The 17,635-nt window shown below is 55.3% G+C and carries 17 protein-coding genes; 10 read left to right on the top strand and 7 right to left on the bottom strand.

Translation table 11 applies throughout. The features are described from left to right. Nucleotides 1–23 precede the first annotated feature (23 nt). The 6 genes from GGQ73_RS18765 to GGQ73_RS18740 form a co-directional block, all read right to left on the bottom strand. Nucleotides 24–1,754, bottom strand: coding sequence for a pilus assembly protein TadG-related protein (locus tag GGQ73_RS18765; RefSeq protein ID WP_183897408.1), 1,731 nt, complete (start codon nucleotides 1,752–1,754; stop codon nucleotides 24–26). A 1-nt stretch (nucleotide 1,755) separates the two neighbouring features. After that, on the bottom strand, nucleotides 1,756–2,178 hold the full coding sequence (locus GGQ73_RS18760) for a TadE/TadG family type IV pilus assembly protein (RefSeq protein ID WP_174153110.1): 423 nt from the start codon (nucleotides 2,176–2,178) through the stop codon (nucleotides 1,756–1,758). A 160-nt stretch (nucleotides 2,179–2,338) separates the two neighbouring features. Continuing rightward, nucleotides 2,339–3,181: a RadC family protein gene (radC, locus tag GGQ73_RS18755; RefSeq protein WP_183897407.1), complete on the bottom strand. Its 843-nt coding sequence runs from the start codon at nucleotides 3,179–3,181 to the stop codon at nucleotides 2,339–2,341. Nucleotides 3,182–3,224: 43 nt separating this feature from the next. Then, nucleotides 3,225–4,055, bottom strand: coding sequence for a type I methionyl aminopeptidase (map, locus tag GGQ73_RS18750; RefSeq protein ID WP_183897406.1), 831 nt, complete (start codon nucleotides 4,053–4,055; stop codon nucleotides 3,225–3,227). 31 nt (nucleotides 4,056–4,086) lie between these two features. Further along, on the bottom strand, nucleotides 4,087–4,806 hold the full coding sequence (gene sfsA / locus GGQ73_RS18745) for a DNA/RNA nuclease SfsA (protein ID WP_183897405.1): 720 nt from the start codon (nucleotides 4,804–4,806) through the stop codon (nucleotides 4,087–4,089). Nucleotides 4,807–4,832: 26 nt separating this feature from the next. Further along, entirely contained in the window at nucleotides 4,833–6,677 is a 1,845-nt protein-coding gene (locus tag GGQ73_RS18740; protein ID WP_183897404.1) for a PHA/PHB synthase family protein, read from the bottom strand. A gap of 128 nt (nucleotides 6,678–6,805) precedes the next feature. Between GGQ73_RS18740 and GGQ73_RS18735 the strand changes: the two genes are divergently transcribed. The 9 genes from GGQ73_RS18735 (at nucleotide 6,806) to GGQ73_RS18695 (ending at nucleotide 15,485) form a co-directional block, all read left to right on the top strand. Continuing rightward, nucleotides 6,806–7,207: a hypothetical protein gene (locus GGQ73_RS18735; protein WP_234900289.1), complete on the top strand. Its 402-nt coding sequence runs from the start codon at nucleotides 6,806–6,808 to the stop codon at nucleotides 7,205–7,207. Nucleotides 7,208–7,631: 424 nt separating this feature from the next. Beyond that, nucleotides 7,632–7,916: an acyl carrier protein gene (locus tag GGQ73_RS18730; RefSeq protein ID WP_103088466.1), complete on the top strand. Its 285-nt coding sequence runs from the start codon at nucleotides 7,632–7,634 to the stop codon at nucleotides 7,914–7,916. 264 nt (nucleotides 7,917–8,180) lie between these two features. Then, nucleotides 8,181–8,660, top strand: a complete 480-nt coding sequence (locus GGQ73_RS18725; RefSeq protein WP_183897403.1) for a 3-hydroxyacyl-ACP dehydratase FabZ family protein — start codon at nucleotides 8,181–8,183, stop codon at nucleotides 8,658–8,660. 172 nt (nucleotides 8,661–8,832) lie between these two features. Beyond that, entirely contained in the window at nucleotides 8,833–10,029 is a 1,197-nt protein-coding gene (locus GGQ73_RS18720) for a beta-ketoacyl-ACP synthase (protein WP_183897402.1), read from the top strand. Nucleotides 10,030–10,041: 12 nt separating this feature from the next. After that, entirely contained in the window at nucleotides 10,042–11,328 is a 1,287-nt protein-coding gene (locus GGQ73_RS18715) for a beta-ketoacyl-ACP synthase (protein ID WP_174153117.1), read from the top strand. A 51-nt stretch (nucleotides 11,329–11,379) separates the two neighbouring features. Then, nucleotides 11,380–12,408 (top strand): zinc-binding dehydrogenase, encoded by a 1,029-nt coding sequence (locus GGQ73_RS18710; protein WP_183897401.1) that lies wholly within the window; start codon nucleotides 11,380–11,382, stop codon nucleotides 12,406–12,408. An 11-nt stretch (nucleotides 12,409–12,419) separates the two neighbouring features. Next, the gene (locus GGQ73_RS18705) at nucleotides 12,420–13,349 is read left to right on the top strand and encodes a lipid A biosynthesis lauroyl acyltransferase (RefSeq protein WP_412762995.1); all 930 of its coding nucleotides are present in this window, start codon (nucleotides 12,420–12,422) and stop codon (nucleotides 13,347–13,349) included. Nucleotides 13,350–13,590: 241 nt separating this feature from the next. Further along, nucleotides 13,591–14,283, top strand: coding sequence for a hypothetical protein (locus tag GGQ73_RS18700; protein WP_174153120.1), 693 nt, complete (start codon nucleotides 13,591–13,593; stop codon nucleotides 14,281–14,283). Between the two features lie 479 nt (nucleotides 14,284–14,762). Next, on the top strand, nucleotides 14,763–15,485 hold the full coding sequence (locus GGQ73_RS18695; protein ID WP_183897400.1) for a PAS domain-containing protein: 723 nt from the start codon (nucleotides 14,763–14,765) through the stop codon (nucleotides 15,483–15,485). A gap of 6 nt (nucleotides 15,486–15,491) precedes the next feature. Here the strand turns inward: GGQ73_RS18695 and GGQ73_RS18690 are convergent, their stop codons facing one another. After that, entirely contained in the window at nucleotides 15,492–16,295 is an 804-nt protein-coding gene (locus GGQ73_RS18690; RefSeq protein WP_183897399.1) for a TSUP family transporter, read from the bottom strand. A gap of 180 nt (nucleotides 16,296–16,475) precedes the next feature. On the opposite strand from GGQ73_RS18690, the gene GGQ73_RS18685 reads away from it, so the two are divergent. Continuing rightward, entirely contained in the window at nucleotides 16,476–17,435 is a 960-nt protein-coding gene (locus GGQ73_RS18685; RefSeq protein WP_183897398.1) for a nucleoside hydrolase, read from the top strand. Nucleotides 17,436–17,635 lie beyond the last annotated feature (200 nt).

Here is a 17,635-nt window from a genome sequence, read left to right as displayed (position 1 = left end):
GCGTTTTTGTTTTGATCCCTTGGTTATTGAACGAGCGCGGGGTGCGAACAGCGGGCATCGGTGACGCGCACGTCGGCTTCGCCGACTTTGACGCCGAGCAACATCAGGGTGTTGTAGAGAAGGCTATCGATGGGCGCGGTTGCCACGGACAACGTTTCAGCAAGGGCTGCCTGAATCACGGGCTGCGAGCCGATCGTGATGATCAGCAGGCTGATATCGACGTCGAGCTCCTTCAACAAAGATTTGACCAGCGATGTGGTTATATCCCTCGTGGAGACGTTTTTGATCGTGCCTTGTGCGATATCGGCTGGCTGAAATGTCAGCGTTGTGGGCCTGCCATTGGCACTATCGATATGGGCCATGGCATTGATCCTCAACAGCAGCGAATCCACGATGGCAGCCTTTGTGACGCGCGGATCACGGCCGAAATTGTTAAACCCGCTCATATCGACGTTACCGAGCGAAATCTCTGCTATGCCCGGAACGACTGCCACATCGACCGTGCCTGCGCCGCCTGTAGAGCATCTGATCTCCGACAGTTTGGCTTCTGCATTGGCAACTTCCACGTAGAGCGGCACACGCACGCTCAGGCCCAAAAGCGCCTTGAGGCCATCGATCTTGGTATCGATCATCAGGCGTGTTTGCGCGGTTCTCACCACTGTTCCGGGTGTGCCTATTGCAAGCGACGGAGTGCCGACCGGCGGTTCGCCAATGGCAATCGTAAGCCTCGTGGCTGCCAATCCCGGCACTGACAGACCTGCATCGACCGAGACCTGTTTTCCCGCATTGGCGATTGTGGCGGCTGCGTTGATGAGTTCGAAGACGCCAGCGTTCACGCTCAGGTTTTCAGCCGCGCCAATCTGTTTATCGAGGATAGGTCCGAGTGCGAGAATTTCCTCCAGCCGCAGTTTGATGGTTGTTTTGGCAGCTGCTTTTTCAAGTGTCTTAAGGGCTGTCGTCACCGTCGGTTTGGTGCCGGTCGCCTTGGTCAGCGCCGCCAGAAATTTCCCGTAGCTGATCTCCGTTTGAAGCACATCGCGGTAGGTGCCCGCCGTGAGACTGAGATCGGTGGCGAGCGAATCGATCAGTTTCAATGCATTGATATCGGTTGCGACCAGCGCCTGATAATCCGACACATTGAGCGCAACAGTGGTGCCCAACAGGCCGCCCAGCAAATTATTCAGCAGACCGCCATTGAGGCTGGCAAGGCGTGAACCGACTGAGAAGGCGGCAATCTTTTCTCCCGCCGCCGTTCCAACGGCGGAGATTTTGGGCGCGGTCGTGAACGTACCGGCAAAAAAGATGCGGCCCTGTTCCACGATGTTGACCTTCACCGCGTTGGTCGGCGTTGCGTTTTCAACGAAGCGATTGCCAATCGATACATTGGGATCGGCGATGTAGCGGCCTTTGATCACTTCCGCGTAGCCGTCACGGCCGCTAAAGGCTGTTTCGGGATCGAAGGGAATGGTGCCGGTTTCCGTCAAAATACCGGAAGCGGTTTTGACACCGAGGTTCTTGTTGTTGAGCTTGAAATACTGAAGGACTGCACGATCCACATCGGTCGCCGATGCTGCAGAGACCGCCGCAAGGTCCGCGGTTTGCTGCAACTGGCGCTTTTGTAGTGTCAGCGATCCGTAGTCCACACCCAGTGCCAGGACGCCCATCATCAGCGGTGCGGTAATGCCTGCCATGATGGCGACGTTGCCTGAACGGTTTTTGGTGAAGCGCTTGAGTGTTGAAGTGGTTTTGCACATATCAGATTCCTCCGATCCGGATCGTCGAAAATCGTCGAATGGTCTTGTCCGGAAGCGCGAATGTGTAGAGGTTCCAGATTGGTAGTTCGGTTGCGTCATATTCCACGGTGACCGTGAATTGGTTGACGTTTGCCGGATCGCTTCCGACGCTGACATTGACGCGGCTCTTATCCAGAAACGCGTAATTCAGTGCGCTTTGATCAACAAAATTTTTCGCCAGTGTTTCCCGCTCGATTTTGGTGATGCCCGCCACGGCGGTTCGCGCTGCATCTGCGGCAACCTGCTGCACCGCATAGGCTGCGCTGAGGTATATGCCGTAGGCGATCATGGTCAACAGGACGAGAATGAAGACAGGTGCGACAATCGCAAACTCGACCGCTGCCGAGCCGGAACGATTGCGGATTATTCTTGCCATAGAGGTCATGGCGCTCCCCGATCCGAAAATTCTTTATTTTCGGAAAAGCTAATTTAGATATCTTGATTTTGTATTAATCGGAAAATTTACGGTTGTGCCGTTTCTGGAAAACCGGAGTTTAACGCGCATTTTTCTTGAGAAATGTCAGCGTTTTTCTTCAGTGGCGGGTTTAGATCAACCTCAAGCCCTTGAAACTCACATGACCATCCTTGCCGATGATAATGTGGTCGTGGACGGCGATGCCAAGTGGTTTGGCGGTATCGATAATCGTTTTTGTCATATCGATATCGGCGCGGGATGGGGTCGGGTCTCCACTGGGGTGATTGTGGACGAGGATGATGGCGGTGGAAGAGAGTTCCAGTGCGCGTCGTACGATCTCGCGCGGATAAACAGGGGTGTGATCTACCGTGCCGTGACCTTGCACCTCGTCGGCGATCAGCACGTTGCGTTTGTCGAGAAAAAGAATGCGGAACTGCTCGCGCGACTCATGCGCCATGACAGCGTGGCAGTAGTCGATGACGGCAGACCATGACCCAAGAACTTGCTTGTTGCGGATTTCGCTTTTCAGCATGCGTTGGGACACCGAGGCGACGAGCTTGAGGTCAAGCGCCACCGTCTCGCCGACCCCCTTTACCTCCTGAAGCAGCGCGGATGGCGCACCGAGCACACCCGCAAGCGTTCCAAATCTGGCAATCAACGCCTTGGCGATGGGTTTGGTGTCCCTGCGCGGGATCAAACGAAACAGAAAAAGCTCCAGCAACTCATAGTCTGCCAAGGCCGAATCGCCATTCTCCCGATATTTGGCGCGCAGACGCTCCCGGTGACCGTGGTAATGGGCAGCGTCGCTTTCAGACGTCAATGACTGATGCGACCTGATCTCTTTACCCGTGCCCAATCTCGAATCGCTAAAAAATCCGCGCTCATCGCCTGAATCCGAAAAGCCGGTCAACGTGTCTTCAGTGCCGCGTTCCAGATTGGACGTTACGTCTTTGTTGGAAGGTCGTTTGGCCATCAGGCATGTCTTTCGGTTTCTGTTGGATGCTTTCAGTCAACCTTTACAGTGGTGGTAGGCCAGGACGGTGAAGCCCCGCTGGTGACAGGGTAAAGACTTCGCACCCTGTCGCCGTCACGCCCACCGCATGTTCATATTGTGCGGACAGCGAACGATCGCGGGTGACAGCCGTCCAGCCGTCGGACAGGACCTTCACATGCGGCTTGCCGAGATTGATCATCGGCTCGATGGTGAAAATCATGCCTTCGCGCATTTCCGGACCATCGGTTTCCTTGCCGTAATGGAGAATGTTCGGCGTGTCGTGAAAAAGGCGTCCCACGCCATGCCCACAGAAATCAGTGACCACGGAGCATCGCTCGGCTTCCGCATAGGCTTGAATGGCAGCCCCGATGGCGCCGGTGCGGGCGCCCGGTCTAACGGCAGCAATGCCGCGCATCAGGCATTCGTATGTCACTTCCAGGAGACGCTCAGAAGCACGCTTGATCTGGCCGACCGGATACATGCGGCTGGAATCGCCGTACCAGCCATCGAGGATATAGGTGACGTCGATGTTGACGATATCACCTTCGCGCAGCGGCTTGTCATCGGGAATACCATGGCAGACGACATGGTTGATGGAGGTGCAGACGGATTTGGTGTAACCGCGATAGTTCAGCGTAGCGGGCAGGGCGTTGTTGTCCATACCGAACTCGAACACGAAACGGTCGATTGCGCTGGTGGTCACGCCGGGCTTCACCATGCTCGCCAACTCATCGAGGCACCGCGCCGTCAACTGGCTTGCCTTGTGCATGCCCTTGAAGTCTTCAGCATTGTACAGCCGGATGACGCCCGTGTTCTTGGAGGGGGCCGCTGCCGCATCGATGTAAGTAACCATTGTCCTGCTTTCCGTCTTTTAATTCTTCATTTCATAAAGCAGTGGGGTGCCAGTCGTCTATTGCAACCATCTCGTTTGCAACGATTTCCCGTGATGAGACGCTACATTTTATGGCGTAGGCCTCTACGCCACGCTTCATGGCACGGTGGAAGGCGGCGAAATAGACCGGATCGAGATCACCACAGATGCGAAGCTGGTCGCAATCCTTGCGCTGGATAAGGTATAGCATCACCGCGCGATAGCCGTTTTGCGCCGCATCGCCCAGCTCTTCCAGATGTTTTGCGCCGCGCTTGGTGGGGCTATCGGGAAACTCTGCGAGGCCTTTCTGTCGCATGAAGTGCACGTTCTTCACCTCTACATAGGCGTCCGGTCGACCCGGTGCGGAGAGAAGAAAGTCGACACGTGAATTGATGCCGTACTTCTGCTCGCGCCTGGTTGTCGTGTATCCGGCCAATGATGGTATGCGATTGTTTCGAATCGCTTCTTCCGCAAGCCTGTTGGGCATCCCGGTGTTGATGCCGACGACGGTGTCATCGGCTTCCACCATTTCCAGCATGTGGCGATATTTGCGGGTAGGGCTGTCGTGCCCTGACAGCCAGATGCGCGAACCTGGCGTGGTCAGTCCGCGCATGGAACCAGTATTGGGACAGGAGCCGGTAATTTCGGTGCCATCTTCCAACACTGCGTCGAAGAGGAAACGCTTGTAACGGGAGATGAGCGTGGCGGGGATGAGCGGAGAATCAAAGATCATGGTGCATTGTCGTGCCGGCAACCCGCTTATTCAAGCACGTAGGTTCCGGGCGCATCGCAAAGCGGCTCCATAGCCTCGCCGGGAACGCGGGCTGCCACCTTTCTCTTATCCTGACCCTTGATCCATTTCTGCCAATGTGGCCACCACGACCCCTTTTGCTCAATGGCAGACTTTTGCCATTCCTCGAAGTCACCATCCGGTGATGCGCTTGTCCAATACTGATACTTGTCCATCTCAGGTGGATTGACGACACCTGCGATATGGCCGGAGGCGCTGAGCACGAATTCCACCGGGCCACCGAAACACGCCGCGCCCGTAAACACGGACTTGGCGGGCGCTATGTGGTCTTCACGGGTGGCCAGATCATAGACCGGGATTTCGATGTCCTTCAAATTGACCACCTTGCCAGCGACCTGCATACGACCTTCCGCCAGATTGTTTTCCAGATAACAGTTGCGGAGGTAAAAGGAGTGGTTCGCAGCCGCGACGCGGGTCGAATCAGAGTTCCAGTAAAGCAGATCGAAGGGTGGTGGCTGTGCGCCCCGCAGATAATTGTCCACCACGTAGGGCCAGATCAGATCGGATGCGCGCAGCATGTTGAAGACGCTCGCCATGATCGCGCCGTCCAGGTAACCGACCGCCTTCATATGGGCGTCGAGTGTTGCCAATTGCTGCTCGTCGATGAAGACCTTCAAATCGCCTGCATGGGTGAAATCCGTCTGTGCAGCCAGCAGCGTCGCCGAACGGATGCGTCTGTTTTTCGCCTGCGCATGCAGTGCCAGCGTGGAGGCCAGCAGTGTTCCACCGATGCAATAGCCGACAGCATTGATCTGTTTCTCACCCGTTGCCTGTTCAATGGCTTCAAGCGCGAAATCTATGCCTTCACGCGTGTAGTCGTCCCAGCCTTTGGTCGCATGGCGCGCATCGGGGTTGACCCAGGAGATCATGAATACGCTGTGGCCTTGATCGACGCACCATTTGACGAAGGACTTTCGGGCGTTCAGATCCAGGATGTAAAACTTGTTGATCCACGGCGGGATGATCAGCAGTGGCCGCTTCAGCACCTTTTCGGTGGATGGCGCATATTGAATGACTTCGCACAGCTCGCTGCGGGCGATGACCTTGCCGGGGGTAACGGCGATATTCTGGCCGATGACGAATTTGCTGTAATCGGTCTGCCGCAATTTGATGTTGCCGTTACCCGCCGCCATGTCTTCGGCGAGCTGGGCCATACCCTTCACCAGGTTGGCTCCGCTGGTTGCCACGGTTTCGCGAAAGACCTGCGGATTGGTGAAGGCGAAATTGGCCGGGGAAATCGCTTCCGTCACCTGCCTCATGTAAAACTGCGCTTTCTGGCGCGTTTTTTCATCCAGTCCTTCTGCTTCCGTCACCATGCGGTCTGCCCAACTGACGGTCACGAAGTAGACCTTCTGCAAAGCATCGAAAAACGGATTTGCCTGCCAGTCCTCGTCGGCGAAGCGCTTGTGTCTGCGCTTCTCGTCTGACTGTTCCCCGGCGTTTGTGGATTCACCGGAAAATTGCGAAACCGATTTCTTCCAGATGTCGAAGTAGCTGGAAATGAGATGCGTTTGCGCTTCCACCGAGCGCTCAGGCTCTGCCATCCAGTATTCGGCAACATCCGAGAGCGTCTGGACCAGATCGCTCATGGGGCTGGCGGTCGTTTGCGGAATGTCTCCGCGCTCCCGTGGCGCAAGCCATTCGGATGCTGCCTTGCCGAGATTTTCCAAAGCTTTCGCCACGTTCATGGCGAAGGCCTGCGGGTCGCGCACCATGTAAGCGTCTGCGGATTTGGGATCGAAGCTGCGTGGCTTTTCCTCCTCGTCGTTCACGCCGCCATCGGTGCCTGCCATACATTATTCTCCCGCGCATTTTTGTGTTTGCACATTCTGCATGAAAACGAATACAAGTTCCAGCGACAGAGGCGCTCAGCATACGGCGTTCAGAGATCGAGTAATACGGCTACAGGCGGGACATTGGAATGGGCAAACGTATGGAATGCGTGAGAGCGGCAACGATCCTGTCGGTTTGCGGCGTCCTTTTGCCGCTGCTTGGCGCCTGCAAACCACTGGCGCCGGTTCTTTCGCCAGCGAACATGCCGCACCCCCAACCGCAGGTGGTCGGCCCACAGACGGTGGATGCGTCTCCCATGGCGCAAAAGCGTGACACCGGCACCTATCCGACGTTTGCAAAGCCAATGACCGCCGCCCTGCCGCAGATGGAAAACACCGAAGCCGATTCCATGCAGGCATCCATGAGCAGACTGGGCGCCGCTCGCAGTCGGGGGCAGATTTCAGAGTCGGAATACAAGCGTAAGGTCGCGGAACTTCGTGCATTGCAGCAGCAGCAACAGCCAACGTCTACACCCGCTCCTTCGCAGTAATCTCCGGGTTAACGCATCGTCAACAGGCAGCCCGTCTTTTGACGGAGTGTCGAAACGATATGCTAACCGCGCTGCTTAAGCGTATGGAGGCAACTTCGCGCTATGATCCGGCTTAGGGACAACAACGTCCGTTAAGCGCCGGAGAGCGTGAGATGAAGTGCTTTTTTGTTTGTGTGATTTTTGCAGCGACGCTGTTCAACCCTGCTCAGGCAAAAGCCCCGACGGTACCGACAAGCCACACGGGACATGCCCGCTGATCACCGATATCAACCCGTGTGATCTAGCGTCTGAACGTCGTGTCAGCCATTCCGTTGCTGTTTCGGCAACACTTTGCTTTGAAAATTCAATGATCTTTCAGGAGGCCATTGGCTTTTTTGCCCAACTTGCCTATGTGGTGCGTCATACATAGGACACACGAAGGATTATGGGCGTGACAGCTACATTCGACAAGGTTGCAGACATTATCGCTGATACCAGCGAGATCGATCGCGAAACCATTACGCCGGAAAGCCACACGATCGACGATCTGGGCATCGACAGCCTCGACTTCCTCGATATCGTTTTTGCGATCGACAAGGAGTTCGGCATCAAGATTCCGCTTGAACAGTGGACGCAGGAAGTCAACGAAGGCAAGGTTTCGACCGAGGAATACTTCGTTCTGAAGAACCTCTGTGCGAAGATTGACGAGTTGAAAGCAGCCAAGGGCTGATTTGACAGGCTCGTTTACGTGCGCGCTTGACAGCCGATGAGGCGAACCAAACCCTCTGTGATGCTCGGGCTCGTCCCGAGCATCTGCACCGGATCGGTTGTTGCGGCGTGATTGAATCTTCGGGAAAAGCCCGAAGATGACAGAGAGGGCGGCACGGCGCTTTTTCCAATGCGTGCCCGCCGGTGAGGCGGGCTTCTGCTTTTTGGCTGTGCTGTAAAGCAATTCCAAACGCATCCGTATCCTCGAACTTCTTATGGGCAATACATGCTTCTCGAATATTTCCAGATGGTCGACCGCATCGAGTCCATCGACAGGTCCGCGCGGACGTTGAGGGCGCGTTCGGTCGTGCCTGACCAGAGCCCGGTGTTCGAGGGTCATTTTCCTGGTATGCCGCTCGTGCCCGGTGTTCTTCTCATCGAGACCATGGCACAAGCGTCGGGTATGCTCGTTCTGGCGATGACCGATTTTGCGGCCATGCCGTTCCTGATGACGGTCGATGGCGCGAAGATGCGCACCTTCGTGGAGCCGAATGCCGTCCTCGATATCGAGGCCTATCTGGAGCATGATGGTTCGGGCTTTGCCGTGACAAAGGCTAAAATCACCTCCGCTGGCAAAAAAGTCTGCGATGCGCAGTTGAAGCTGCGCACCATGCCGTTCAGCGACATTCCGCTGGGACCGATCGTCAAGAAGCGCGCTGAAGAGATTGGCCTGATGGCCGCCATTGCAGCCGATCGATCCGTTTGAGCTGCCTTTTCTGACATTTAAAAGATGAAAATCCATGCATTGCGTTGGCTCTTTGGGCCTTCGCCATTGCAAAGCCGCATCGTGAGCATTATTCCGCATGGCACGCGCGGTTTTAACCGCTTTGATAGCTGGCCTGTTTTGCTCTGCGACCAGCAGCGATGAAGGATGACAGATGATGAAGTCTGACAATGATGTGGTAATTACCGGTGTCGGTATCGTGACCTGTCATGGTGTCGGTATCGATGCCCATATTGCGCTGCTGTCCGCCAGCGCTGCGCCTGACGCGATTATCGAAACGGAAAAATTCGCGCCGTATCCTATCCATCCGCTCCCGGAGATCGACTGGTCGAGCCAGATCGGGCGTAAGGATCAGCGTCAGATGGAAAACTGGCAGCGACTCGGTGTCTTCGCTGCGGGTCTTGCTCTGGACGACGCAGGTCTGAAAGATGAGGCGGAAGCCTGTGGGACCATGGACATGATCGTGGCCGCTGGTGGCGGCGAGCGTGACATCAATGTCGATACGTTGATTGTGGACGAAGGTTTGAAGCGTAACGACCGCGAAGTCATGCTCAATGAAAAGCTGACGACCGAATTGCGACCGACGCTGTTTCTGGCGCAGCTGTCCAACCTGATGGCTGGCAACATTTCCATTGTCCACAAGGTGACGGGATCATCGCGAACCTTCATGGGTGAAGAGGCTGCAGGCATTTCTGCGGTGGAGACGGCGTTTCACCGCATTCGCTCCGGTGAATCGAGCCATGCGCTGGTCGGTGGTGCGTTTGCCGCGGAACGTCCCGATATGACGCTGCTGTTCGAGGCCATCGGTGCCCATGCGCAAGGTGAATGGCAGCCGCTATGGTCACGCGCTGACGGTGAGGGCGGTGGGATGATCACTGGCTCGGTCGGTGCGTTCCTCGTTCTCGAATCACGCAAGCACGCACAAGCGCGCGGCGCGAAGGTCTATGCGCGTATCGACGGCATCGAAGGTGATCGCGGTGCGCGTGAAGACGGCAAGTTCGAGCAGAGACTGGAGCGGCTTCTTGCGCCAGCGACCGACGCTGCTGACACCGTCGTCTTTTCCGGCGCAAGCGGTCACGACGCCATAACGGGTCGCGAAGCTGCCATTCTTCAAAAGGCCTTATCCAATGCCGCCGTTCGTGGTTTTGGTGGTGTCACTGGCCATGGACTTGAGGCGCAATTCCCGCTGGGGCTGGCGCTTGCTGCTCTTGCCCTCAAGGCTGATGCGAAAGTTCCGGCTTTTGATGGTTCCATTGAGAAGCCGATGACATCTGCCGCAGCGCAGGCTGTGGTGACGACCGTTGGCCATGTTCGCGGCGAAGGCGTTGCCGTGCTTTCCAAAGATATGTGAGGAGTAGACACCATGGCATCCAGCAGTTTCAGGGATCACCTCGGTCGTCCCATCGTTGCCGTTACAGGCATGGGCATTCTCACCTCGTTGGGCCAGGGGCTCGATGACAACTGGGCGGCGCTGACGTCCGGCAAGTCGGGCATTCACAAGATCACCCGTTTCCCCACCGACAATCTTTCCACCAGAATTTGCGGCACAGTCGATTTCATCGAGATACCCAAGCCCAATTCTGTCGAACGTTCCTTTGCCTTTGCTCGGGAAACGACCATCGAAGCTCTGGCGCAGGCTGGTCTGTCGGGGGATTTCAACGGCCCGCTGTTTTTGGCAGCACCGCCCATTGAACCGGAATGGAGCGCTCGTTTCGAACTCGGCGACCGGTCGCCGCCCGCTGCAAAGCCTGGCGATGCCTATGACCGCTTCATGGCAGCATTGCGTGAAAGGCCAGATCAAGCGTTTCAGGAAGCGGCCCTCTTCGGCGCGATCTCGGAGCGCCTCGCAGACCTTTTCGGGACACGCGGACTTCCTGTCACTCTGTCCACGGCGTGCGCGTCCGGTGCCACCGCCATTCAGCTTGGCGTCGAAGCCATCCGGCAGGGGCGTACGGACCGTGCGCTGACTGTTGCAACTGATGGTTCGGTCAGTGCCGAGGCCCTGATCCGCTTCTCGCTGCTATCAGCGCTTTCCACGCAGAACGACCCACCGGAAAAAGCATCCAAGCCGTTCAGCAAGGATCGCGATGGATTCGTGATTGCCGAAGGTGCAGCAACACTCGTGCTGGAATCACTTGAGACTGCTGTTGCTCGCGGCGCAAAAATCCTCGGCATCATCAAGGGTGCTGGCGAAAAGGCCGACAGCTTTCACCGGACACGCTCTTCGCCAGATGGCGGTCCTGCGATTGCGAGCATTCGTGCGGCGCTCGCGGATGCAGGCGTGGCCGAAGGTGACATCAACTACATCAATGCGCACGGCACATCGACGCCTGAGAACGACAAGATGGAATATGGTTCCATGCTCGCCGTGTTCGGCGAGGGGTTGAAGTCCATTCCTGTTTCCTCCAACAAGTCGATGATCGGTCACACATTGACAGCCGCCGGTGCCGTGGAAGCCGTGTTCTCGTTGCAAACCATGCTGACCGGTACCGTTCCACCGACCATCAACTACACAAACCCTGATCCGACGATTGCGCTGGACGTGGTGCCGAATGTCAAGCGCGATGCGGATGTCACCGCCGTGCTTTCCAATTCCTTCGGTTTCGGCGGCCAGAACGCAAGCCTTGTCATGACGCGGGAACCGGCTTAAGCGGTTTACCACATCAAAATCTATAGCGCCTTCGGGCGAAGGACTTTTACTATGCGCGCCTTGCAACTCGTTGATGATCGTAAGCTTGAGAGAGTGGAACTGCCAGAGCCTGAAGCACCAGCGCCCGGCGAAGTGACGCTCCGGGTCAAGGCTGTGGCGTTGAACCACATCGACGTCTGGGGCTGGCGCGGTATGGCGTTTGCCAAGCGCAAGATGCCTTTGACGATCGGCGCGGAAGCGTCTGGTATCGTTGAAGCCATCGGTCCCGGCGTCTCCAACGTCCTGCCGGGTCAACTTGTGTCCATCTATGGCGCGCGCACCTGCGGCCGGTGCCACCATTGCGTGGCTGGTCGCGACAATCTCTGCGAAAATGTGGGTGGTGTTCACGGCTTCCATCTGGATGGTTTCGCGCAGGAAAAAATCAATATTCCCGCTCGTCAACTCGTTCTCGCACCGCCCGGCATCGACGCGGTCGCGGCGGCTCTTGCGCCTGTGACCTTCGGCACCGTCGAGCATATGCTGTTCGACAATGCCAAGCTTCAGCCTGGCGAAACGATCCTCATTCATGCGGGTGGTTCGGGTATCGGCTCGGCCGCCATTCAGCTTGCCAAGAAAATGGGATGCATTGTCATCACCACGGTTGGTTCCGATGACAAGATCGAGCGCGCCAAGGCATTGGGTGCAGATCACGTCATCAACTACCGTGTCGACCGTTTCGAAGGCGTCGTTCGCAAGCTGACGAAGAAGAAGGGCGTCGATGTCGTTTTCGAGCATGTGGGAAAAGACACCTGGGCGGGTTCTATGTTCTGTCTGAAGCGCGGCGGGCGGCTTGTGACCTGCGGCTCCACATCGGGCGTTTCTGCGGAAATCAATCTGATGATGCTGTTCCAGCAGCAGCTGAAGCTGCTCGGTTCGTTCGGTTGCCGTATGGAAAACATGGCGAATGCCATGCAGAAAATGGCGAGGGGCCTTGTGCATCCTGTCATCGATACCGAAGTAACCTTCGATACTATCGAGATGGCGCTGGAGCGGATGGAAAGCCGTCAGGTCTTCGGCAAAATCGTCCTACGGATGGATTGATCCTTTTGAAAATGTTGATTACGCGCGTCGTGCTGGCGCTCGAAAACTTTCGCCAGTGGCTGAATGCGACAATTGCGTTCAGCGTTCTTAACCTTTTGAAGCTCTTGCCGGCCGATCCGGCCATCCGGTTTGCAGATAAGCTTGCCCGCAAGATCGGCCCGAAAACGCCTCGTCACAAGCTTATGCTCTACAATCTGGCACGTGCCTATCCAGAGAAGACCCAAGAGGAACATCTGGAAATCGCGCTGGATAGCTGGGGCAATATGGGCCGGCTGGCGGCTGAATACGTCTTTCTGGACAGGTTGTTCGATTTCGATCCGACGAAAAGTGAACCGGGTCGCGTCGAGGTTATCGGAACGGAGACGTTTCTGGAACTTCGCGACCACCCGCGACCGTTCATCGTGTTCACGGCGCATACCGGTAACTTCGAGCTTCTGCCCGTAGCGGGATCTGCTTACGGTCTGGATGTGACGGTGTTGTTTCGTCCGCCGAACAATCCTTACGTTGCCAAACGCATTTTCGATTTCCGCAAGGAGCGCATGGGCAATCTGGTGCCATCACACGCCGGATCCTCCTTCGCGCTTGCGCGTCAATTGGAGAAGGGCGGCGGTATCGGCGTTTTGGTGGATCAGAAATTCAAAAAAGGCCTGCCGACGCAATTCTTCGGTCATGACGTGCTGACCAACCCATTGCTGGCAAAGCTGGTACGCCAATTTGGTTGCGATGTATTTCCGGCCCGCTGCATCCGTTTGCCTGACAATCGATACCGTCTGGAAATCGAGCCCAAGGTCGACATTCCACACGACGAGAAGGGCAATGTCGATGTGCGTGCGACCGCCCAGCTGCTCAATGACAAGGTGGAGAGTTGGGTGCGAGAATACCCTGGTCAGTGGCTGTGGTATCATGATCGCTGGCACATCAAAGGCACTCTTAAAGAGTAAATCTCGGGTGTTCTTTGCATTCCCTGCGATTATCATCTCTTGATTGTGAATGTATTTTGTTCTTCACAATTTATGGGATTTGTTAAAGACCTTCCGCGTGTGTTATTTTGTCACCAGTTTGTATGGGTAGACAGTTCAAAGTCACGTCACTCCAGGATGACATCATGATGTGGACTACGTTGCTGGGACTGAGAGTATTTGAACGTGCGAGTGCCGAACAGTCATCCGGGAGGGATTTGGGTTGAAAGCGTTGATTGACTTGTTCTGGCAACGATACACGGAGCTTAAGGGCGCCATTGAGCGCAATGAAGCCCAAAAAGTGTCGTTCCTAGACCGCGAACTCGATTCGCTGTTGGAAAACATCACCAGTAAAAAGACGAAGAATTCTACCCAGGTTCTCGAACAGTTTCGCTTCGCGATCGACCTTTTGAACGCCGAGGCCGAGGACACGGGATGCGTCCAACGCAATTCTGAGCTCCTCCGTCGTCTGGTCGATCGGTACATCGGCGCTGGTTTGCCCTATGATGGTGTGACACCAGACGGCGAGTCGGCCAGCTGGAGTCCATATGTCATTTTGGACGAAGACCGGTTGGACGATCTCAATGAGCGGGTTTTCGTTGTATCTCCCGGTTACCGCATCAATTACACCAATGCCCTCAATGCGCTGTGCTACGATGTAAGAACCGATGACATGGTTGGCAAGCACATCGCGGAATTCATCGGCATTCGACACTTTCAGCAGGCTCTCCGCGAAAAGCTTGATGCCTGCTTTAAAGGCGAAGCTGCGAAATACACGTATGCAGAAGACATCGAAGGCTCCACGGTGGTGCGCTCTTACGAGATGTCTCCTTGCTATTCGCCATCCTACAAACTGGTTGGCGCAATTATTATCGTCAAGGAACTGGCTGACCGTCGGACCCGAGCGGTTGCATAATAAAATTCGCTATGTCTTTTGACATAGCGTCTTGGCGAAAAAATCCATTTCAATTTTCTTCTTTTTTCACGTTTCGACTTTTTTTGTTATTCGGCATAAATATTGTGATATATAAATTGAAAATAAATATTCTTTTTTTTGAGTATATTTTAAAATTCTTATCAGTATTTAAGCTGACGTCGTGAAAATTATTTCCGCAGATCGAGTGCAGCTTTTACCGAGATAGTCCTATAATAAATTTTAATCGACCTCATCCGATCGTAGGTGAAATCTAGTGTGTTGACCAACTGAGCGCCAATAGTGTTCATGTTATCCGGCATTGAGAATTTTAATTCGGTGCTTTGTTTTCTCTTGAGGATATATTGCCCTGCGTCTTCGAAAGGTCGGTGCTCTGATCATTTGTCAATGGCAATGATCTTTTGTTTCCGAGACGTTTTTGGCCAAAAGACGCTGCCAGGGTTAGAATTGGAGTGACGGAAATGGAGGCTCAACTGCAGGATTTTTTCGCTGCTTTTTCATTGAAATGCATGCAGTTGAAGCAGGCTGTCGCCAGCGGTTGTGACGATCTCGTGCGTGTGCTTGACAGGGAACTCGAGCCCCTCATTGCCAACATTCTCAATTTCCGCGCTGAAACGCGTGAAGATGCGCATATGCAATTGCAGTTCCTCAACGGCCTTATTCGTGAGGAAGCGGAGGATCGTTCGATGGTCACGCGTCGCAGTGCCTCGATGTCGATGCTGATCGATCGGTATTTTCAGCGCGGTTCTGTAGATAAAGACGGCTTTTCACAAACGGGATCGGGCAAAAAGTCGCTGGTCCTTAATGCGCCCGAGCAGCCGCTGTTCAATGAGACGATTCTCGATTGTCTGCCGGATCGGATTGGTGTCATTACGCGGGATTATCGTTATCTCTACGCCAACCAGGCGAATGCATCTTTTCTGAAGCGAACACCATTGTCACTGATTGGTTGCCACGTCTCCGAGTTGATCGGTGAAGACAGCTTCAACAACATGGCGAAAGCAGCGTTCGACCGATGCTTCGACGGCGCAACGGTTGACTACATCCACCATGGTCACCGCAGTTTCGACAATTTTTCGACACGCTGCCGCATGACGCCATTGCGAGGTACCAATAACGAGGTGTTTGGCGCTGTCGTTGTTCTTCAGGATATCAACGCCGACGCTCTGTTAGAGTACAACTGATATCCCTCAGCCTGCCGTCAAACCTGATAGCGCCGTGCGAACCCACGCGATTGCACCGGCATCCATCAACAGCTTCGCGGCCATGGCTATGCATGAAATCACCAGAAGGGGTCGGATAACCTTCGCTCCGTTGCTCATGGCCAGACGCGACCCAAGCTGGGCGCCAATGAACTGGCCGAAGCCCATCACGATGCCCAGTTTCCACATAATCGCGCCGTTGACCGTGAAGATCAGGAAACTGCCGAAGTTCGAGCCCAAGTTTAAAAGCTTGGTATGTGCCGTGGCCTTCAACATTCCAAAACCGGCCAGCCAGACAAAAGCCAGCATATAGAACGAGCCGGCGCCCGGCCCGAAAATTCCATCATAAAAGCCGACCAGCGGGACAGCGGTGAGCCCAAATAGAAGAGGCGTGATCCGGCGATGGCTATCGATGTCGCTGAGGTTGGGCTTGAATGCGAAATAGATCGCGATGGCGATGAGGAGAAACGGCATGATGGCGCGCAAGATATCCGGCGGCACGTAGGAGGCCGTCAGGGCACCGAGAATACCGCCGACAAACGCCATAGACGCCATCGGAAACTGTTTTTTGAGGTCCACATGGCCTTTCCGCGCATAGGCAATCGTTGCTGAGGCTGAGCCGAATTGGGCTTGTAGTTTGTTCGTTCCCAGCGCTTCAAGCGGTGGAATCCCCATAATCAGCATGGCGGGCAAAACGATCAACCCGCCACCGCCTGCGATGGAATCAACGAAACCTGCAAAAATGGCGACGAGAAACAGGATAAGAAAAAGCTGAAGGGCGATGTCGTGCAAGGGAGCATTCCACGAAGGGATGAATGGGATGACGGCTCTGTGTCACTGAATGGCAACCTTTGCAATGGTTTCCGTCGCAACTCGAGAGGCATTGCGTCCTTTGTGCGGGCGTTTATGGTGCGCGCGCTGCTTCGCCGTTGTTTGGGCGATTCCGCCTGCATTACAATTTGAGGACATGGCATGCACAAGGTAATTTTCGACACCGACCCCGGCATAGACGACGCGATGGCGCTCCTGTTTCTCCATCGTCATCCGGGTATCGATTTGATCGGCGTCACCACTGTGTTTGGCAACGCGCCGCTTGACATTACGACTCGAAATGCATTGTTCCTCAAGCAGCAATGGGGCATGGCGGCTCCTGTGGCCAAAGGCGCAGGCGTTACCTTCGACCCATCCCGTCCGGAAGGTCACTGGCCGACCTTCATTCATGGCGATGACGGGCTCGGCAATATCGGCGTTCCCGATAAAATCGATCTGCCGCTGGATCCACGTTCGGCCCATCACTTTATCATAGAGACCGTCAGGGCGAACCCGGGTGAGGTGACGCTGATTGCCGTTGGCCGCATGACCAACCTTGCGCTGGCGCTGCGCGAAGACCCTGAGATTGCCGCAATGGTCAAGAATGTGATCGTCATGGGCGGCGCATTCGATATCAACGGGAATGTCAGCCCCGCGGCCGAAGCCAACATCCATGGCGACCCTGAAGCGGCAGACGTTGTTTTTACCGCGCCTTGGCCGGTAATCATCGTTGGCCTCGATGTCACCACGCGGACCGTGATGACATCAAAATTCATGGATGAGATGGCAAAGGAAGGTGGCGCGCCCGTTCAGCTTCTGTCCGACCTGTCGCAGTTCTATATCGAATTCTACAATCAGCGCACTGGCGACGGCATGGTGGTGCATGACAGTTGCGCCTGTGTGTATCTGACGAACCCCGAGTTGTTTAAAACACGCAGCGGCGCAGTGCGTGTGGCGTGCGGGGGGATTGCCGATGGGCAAACGATCCAGAAGCCGGATGGCGTCGGTTTTCCACCCGGAGACTGGGACGGGCATCCGAGCCAACTCATCTGCACCGATATCGAGCCTGACCGGGTGCTTTCGGTCATCCGGTCTGCAATTGTGCAGGGCGAACGCGGCTGATTGGAAGGGCGCGCCGTCAAACGCATCAGCTTGCCTTGCATTTTAGAAAAAACTCGCGTTATGCAGGTTTTGCCGAGTTGGCACTGATTTTACTGCCTTTGGCCAGCCGAACAAAGCAATTCGTGTTTTGTGCGGCATGCGTTACAATAAACGGTGCGAGTCCGATGGGTTTATGCCGGTCGTATTTAAAACCAAACAAC

This window comes from Rhizobium skierniewicense (assembly GCF_014196515.1).
Lineage (GTDB): Bacteria > Pseudomonadota > Alphaproteobacteria > Rhizobiales > Rhizobiaceae > Agrobacterium > Agrobacterium skierniewicense.
This window is presented reverse-complemented; position numbering and strand designations above follow the sequence as displayed.

Bases quoted from the DNA above. Each gene is read 5' to 3' on its own strand.
- GGQ73_RS18765 (WP_183897408.1), bottom strand. From the start codon at position 1,754: ATGTGCAAAACCACTTCAACACTCAAGCGCTTCACCAAAAACCGTTCA.
- sfsA (WP_183897405.1), bottom strand. From the start codon at position 4,806: ATGATCTTTGATTCTCCGCTCATCCCCGCCACGCTCATCTCCCGTTAC.
- GGQ73_RS18710 (WP_183897401.1), top strand. From the start codon at position 11,380: ATGCGCGCCTTGCAACTCGTTGATGATCGTAAGCTTGAGAGAGTGGAA.
- GGQ73_RS18685 (WP_183897398.1), top strand. From the start codon at position 16,476: ATGCACAAGGTAATTTTCGACACCGACCCCGGCATAGACGACGCGATG.
- GGQ73_RS18730 (WP_103088466.1), top strand. From the start codon at position 7,632: ATGGGCGTGACAGCTACATTCGACAAGGTTGCAGACATTATCGCTGAT.
- GGQ73_RS18735 (WP_234900289.1), top strand. From the start codon at position 6,806: ATGGGCAAACGTATGGAATGCGTGAGAGCGGCAACGATCCTGTCGGTT.
- GGQ73_RS18725 (WP_183897403.1), top strand. From the start codon at position 8,181: ATGCTTCTCGAATATTTCCAGATGGTCGACCGCATCGAGTCCATCGAC.
- GGQ73_RS18720 (WP_183897402.1), top strand. From the start codon at position 8,833: ATGATGAAGTCTGACAATGATGTGGTAATTACCGGTGTCGGTATCGTG.
- GGQ73_RS18695 (WP_183897400.1), top strand. From the start codon at position 14,763: ATGGAGGCTCAACTGCAGGATTTTTTCGCTGCTTTTTCATTGAAATGC.
- map (WP_183897406.1), bottom strand. From the start codon at position 4,055: ATGGTTACTTACATCGATGCGGCAGCGGCCCCCTCCAAGAACACGGGC.
- GGQ73_RS18705 (WP_412762995.1), top strand. From the start codon at position 12,420: ATGTTGATTACGCGCGTCGTGCTGGCGCTCGAAAACTTTCGCCAGTGG.
- GGQ73_RS18715 (WP_174153117.1), top strand. From the start codon at position 10,042: ATGGCATCCAGCAGTTTCAGGGATCACCTCGGTCGTCCCATCGTTGCC.
- radC (WP_183897407.1), bottom strand. From the start codon at position 3,181: ATGGCCAAACGACCTTCCAACAAAGACGTAACGTCCAATCTGGAACGC.
- GGQ73_RS18740 (WP_183897404.1), bottom strand. From the start codon at position 6,677: ATGGCAGGCACCGATGGCGGCGTGAACGACGAGGAGGAAAAGCCACGC.
- GGQ73_RS18760 (WP_174153110.1), bottom strand. From the start codon at position 2,178: ATGACCTCTATGGCAAGAATAATCCGCAATCGTTCCGGCTCGGCAGCG.